The sequence below is a fragment of the Vibrio owensii CAIM 1854 = LMG 25443 genome, assembly GCF_000817815.1.
Classification (GTDB): Bacteria; Pseudomonadota; Gammaproteobacteria; order Enterobacterales; family Vibrionaceae; genus Vibrio; species Vibrio owensii.
Window position 1 is genome coordinate 1 of sequence record NZ_JPRD01000071.1, and the last position, 4,475, is coordinate 4,475.

Sequence of the window (4,475 nt, forward strand, 5' to 3'; positions counted from 1 at the left end):
GTGCCGTTTGCCCAATAAAGCATTCCAATTCGAAATCAAAGAGTGGCTTAGTCCTGCGGTCAGAAGGGGTACTCAAGCGCCGTCATTGAGCGCCATCGTTACGTTTTGTTTGTTTATTCGACGCATGTGGGTGCGTAGCGTACCTCGATTCAATCCTAGTATTCTTGAGGCTTTCGCTTGATTGCCTCGACAGTGTATGACGACTTCCTCAAGCACAACATCTCGAACAAATGGCAAAAGAGCGGACACATCCGGCGTAGCGGTTCGGCTGTCACGAGTGTGTGAAAGAAGCGCATTGAGGTGCTCTAGAAAGAGTTTATTATCAATAGGTTTACAAGGCATGATGGTATTGCTGTGTTATGACGATGAATGCCCTCATTATACGACACAACTCTCAAAATACTTGGTCAAGCTTGAGACGCAATATGGCAAAATGACGTTATCTGAATGCTGAACGTTGAGAAGAGATGGGAAGACTCAATGATGCACAATTACAGCGTCGCATCGAACATATTTTAGAACGCCATCCTAACGCCTCGTCCTTAGTCGTGCGCCAGCGTCTAATGTCAAACCTAAAGCCATCACACATATATCCGCACTTAGTGCCCTTCTACGAGCAGTACCGCATTGATGACAGTGCCGATATTCAGCGCGAGCTGAAAAAAATGATGTCGATGCACTTAGGGCTGAGCATCATCGCGCAAACCTTGTCGATAGGTTGCTTTAACTACCGGCAAGTAGAAAAAGCCTTGTTAGAGTTGACGGCTGATTTTGACCATCTAGCACAAGCTCAGCGCTGTAAAGAGTTGCGCTTTGGTCATGGCGCTCCAACGGATGAACATCACCAGTCTCAAATTGTGATGACGTTACAAAGACTAGGTCACCGCTTACCCGACATTTGGCAAGTATTGCGGCAAGCCACCGAAAGTAACAAAATAGCCAAACCAAGATAACAAACGTTATCCCTCGAATTATCAGTAGCCTATCTCTATTTTGGGAGGCTCGCTATAACTTCAAAGTATGACGACAATCCCCACTTGTTGGTGCTTTAGAAGCCTCTTAAACTAGCGATGCGGCTTTTCGAGCTGTGGGTTAAAGTGAGAGCATTGAGTACAGCTATAGGGACGTACAAGGATGTGAAAAGCCGCCCACAGACTGTCTTTATCCTTTTTTGTTTTTGAGCAAAAACCGTTAATTACCGCTCATTAATCAGACGCCTTTTAGGCAGCATCGCTAATTAGGCTTTGAGTAATCAATCGTGTATCGACACGTTGGAAACGAAGTGCAGCCATAGAATGCTTTCCCTTTATTTACTCCTCGTTTAGCCACTCGTTTTACAAGGATAGACTGACAGTTTGGACACACTTTTGGTACCGGTTTCACGTCGCTCGTTGGCTTTGGTGGTTTATTTTCAAAGCTCCGTCCATCCTCAATAATATGAACCAACTCTGAGCCGTTGACCAACCACAGGCGTTTATCTTGCGCGTAAGCAATGGCTTCCGATGTAAAGTCTCCTGACGTGACGATAATCATTTTGCTTGCGTGGTGCTCTATCATGACACCGTACATTTCTCGAAGTACCTGAATGCCAACTTTCTTGGCCTTCCAGTGTTTACATTGCACTAGGCTCAATTCACCATCTTTCGTCAACCAAATATCAATGCCGCCGTCAGGCTTTTGTGAAAAAGACTGCTTCACGGTATAACCTTGATGCTTAAAGTACTCGCCGACATAAGATTCAAACTCTAGCCAGCTTAATTGGTGAAATGGCGTGGTTACTCGTCTCGAGCGGATATGTGATGTGGTCGTCCGATACCTCTGCCTTCTCTGAAATTGTTTAAAAAAAGCAATCGGCGCGGGAATGAAAAACAGCAACGCAAAATATGGGGCGAACATGGAAAGGTTTGGGGCTATAGCATGGAAAACAAAGTTGTTACTGCTGGCAGCAAGCTCTGGTAATACGTATGAAAGGGCGACATACACACCTATCGATAAAATCACACTTAACCACCACGGTGCATCCATCAAATGCCAGATGATGCCATCACTTTTCCTTGCCATTAATCTTTTCCTAAATATGCACTAAAGTGCATTTAATCATAGTTTGGGTGGTAGGCAAATCATGATGAGCATTAATCGATAAAACAATTCGTTACGGGCTCCAATTGTTCTCTTCTACTTTCTACTAATACAACTTCTCCAAAACATCGTGTCACTCCGAATATTTTTGCTTACCAACGTCACAAAACTGAACTGTTAGAGGCGCACTAAATCCGCCTATATCACTATGCAAAGTGTTAACTTTCAGATTAGAACGTTTAATCTCTCTGCCTACTCAACCAAATGCACTATTGAATACTCGTATTTTCCGTCAAATCACCACGGTGATGAGTATCATAGAGCTTGATACAGTTCGACTATTTAACATGTGGCGGTGAACCTTTTCCGCTTACCTCCTCGTTGTCATAAGAGCCGAATGGTATGGTTAATGATGTAAACTTCACCTTTGATGTTTCTGGATTCTCCGGTGCATTTAAAGTCGAAAGCTTTCGAATAACAGAGACAGTCTCTTCCCCCTTTGAAATGAATCTAACGGTATTGTCCGATGACGATGCCATCACGTTTGATGCCTTAAGTCGAAAAATGGGTGTTCTGAGCCTGTTTGGTCAAGGGGTGGGAACGGCTCGTCAGTTTAATGGCAGTATCTCTGAGCTTCGCTATTTAGGTTCTGGTCGCCGCTTCTCGCGTTATCATATTACCTTGGTTCCACACCTTTGGTTTCTCACTCAACGCCAAGACTGTCGCATCTTCCAGATGCAAACTGCGCCCGACATCATCCGTCAGGTTTTTGATGATGCAGGCATGAGCGATTACCGCTTTGAACTGTCAGCGCAATACGAAGCGAAAGAGTACGTTCTCCAGTACCGTGAGAATGACCAGCATTTTGTTCAGCGATTAATGGCAGAGCATGGCCTTTGGTACTATTTCGAGCACAGCGACGCTGGACATACCATGGTCATTGTCGATAGCAACGATGCGATACCTGAGCTCATCAGTTCACCTACTAATGCTTCTTACCTAGGACCTGTGATTTATCATGCCCAAGGAGGTGGCACGCCAGATCGAGAACACATCTTCGACCTCGAGCAAACGCATCGTACTCGCACTGGCATCGTCAGCTATGGCGATTACAACTATCTCACGCCGAAAATCCCACAAGGAAAAAGTGCGGATGAAGGCCCGAACTTTGATTTGCAGCGCTACGACTATCTTGGCCGTTATACTTCACCAGACTTAGGGCAGCAGCGTGTAACGGAGTGGATGTCCGAATACACAGTGGACAGCCATCAGATTGAAGCTGCGAGCGATATCATGCGTCTCACCGCAGGCTACAGCTTCGATATCAGCCAGCATCCTCGTTCCAACATCAACCGTGATTACCTCATGTTGACGGTGATGCACACTGGCTTTAACCCTCGTGTGCACGAAGAAGAATCGAGCGATGAGCCTACGACTTATCACAATCAGTTTGTCTGCTTACCACGAGACGTAACATTCCGTGCACCTAAAATGGCGTCACCTGTCGTTGATGGTCCTCAAACCGCGGTTGTAGTTGGTCCTGCGGGTGAAGAAATCTACACCGATGAATACGGACGCATCAAAGTTCAGTTCCATTGGGACCGCTATGCGCAAAGTGATGAACATAGTTCATGTTGGCTACGTGTTAGTCAATCAATGGCAGCACCAAACTGGGGAGCAGTGTATTTACCGCGCATTGGACATGAAGTGATTGTGACCTTCCTAGAGGGTGACCCAGACCGTCCACTGGTGACGGGCGCGGTGTACAACGGTCTACACACGCCGCCATACCCATTACCAGAAAATAAAACTCGCACCGTATTTAGAACCCAAAGCCATAAGGCTGAAGGTTACAACGAAATGTACTTTGAGGATGAGAATGACCAAGAAGAGGTACATTTCCGCGCTCAAAAAGACATGAAGACTAAAGTGCTCAATAACCGTTACCGAGATATCGGTAATGATGAAGAGTTAAACGTCGGCAACAACCAAGAAAATAATATCTTAGGCGACCGTAAGGAAGTGATTGACGGGTATAAAACCTCCATCACTAAGCAAACCTTTATGGAGCAAGTTGAGGAAGATGTTCACGTTACTTACAACGCGAATGAATCCGAGAAAATAGCCAACAACCGAGACTTGTACATCGACGGAAATCGTCAAACTTTGATTGGTAAAGACGATTCTCTGGATGTAGGGCAAGACCAAAACACGGTAATCATGGCATCGCGCTCTATTGATGTGGGGGCTGACGATACACATAGCATTGGCAATAACCTCAGTGTCGAAGTCAACGGCAATACCTCTATCCGCTCTGATGGCGAAACCGCGGTGGTCTCAGCGGATGAAATCAAGCTCTTCGTTGGCGCATCCAGCTTAGTGCTAAAGAGCAGCGG

The 4,475-nt window shown here is 45.8% G+C and carries 4 protein-coding genes; 2 read left to right on the top strand and 2 right to left on the bottom strand.

Annotation, left to right across the window (positions count from 1 at the left end; all coding sequences use genetic code 11):
• Window positions 1-72: 72 nt before the first annotated feature.
• On the bottom strand, window positions 73-342 hold the full coding sequence (locus tag H735_RS32160; RefSeq protein WP_052268492.1) for a helix-turn-helix domain-containing protein: 270 nt from the start codon (window positions 340-342) through the stop codon (window positions 73-75).
• Window positions 343-467: 125 nt separating this feature from the next.
• On the opposite strand from H735_RS32160, the gene H735_RS27730 reads away from it, so the two are divergent.
• On the top strand, window positions 468-953 hold the full coding sequence (locus H735_RS27730; RefSeq protein WP_020195410.1) for a hypothetical protein: 486 nt from the start codon (window positions 468-470) through the stop codon (window positions 951-953).
• Window positions 954-1,233: 280 nt separating this feature from the next.
• Here the strand turns inward: H735_RS27730 and H735_RS27735 are convergent, their stop codons facing one another.
• Complete coding sequence (locus tag H735_RS27735) at window positions 1,234-2,061, bottom strand: restriction endonuclease (protein WP_020195409.1); 828 nt, start codon at window positions 2,059-2,061, stop codon at window positions 1,234-1,236.
• Window positions 2,062-2,481: 420 nt separating this feature from the next.
• Here H735_RS27735 and H735_RS27740 point away from each other — a divergent pair.
• Window positions 2,482-4,475 (top strand): type VI secretion system Vgr family protein (locus H735_RS27740; protein WP_020195408.1); only part of this gene is annotated, 1,994 nt, incomplete at its 3' end.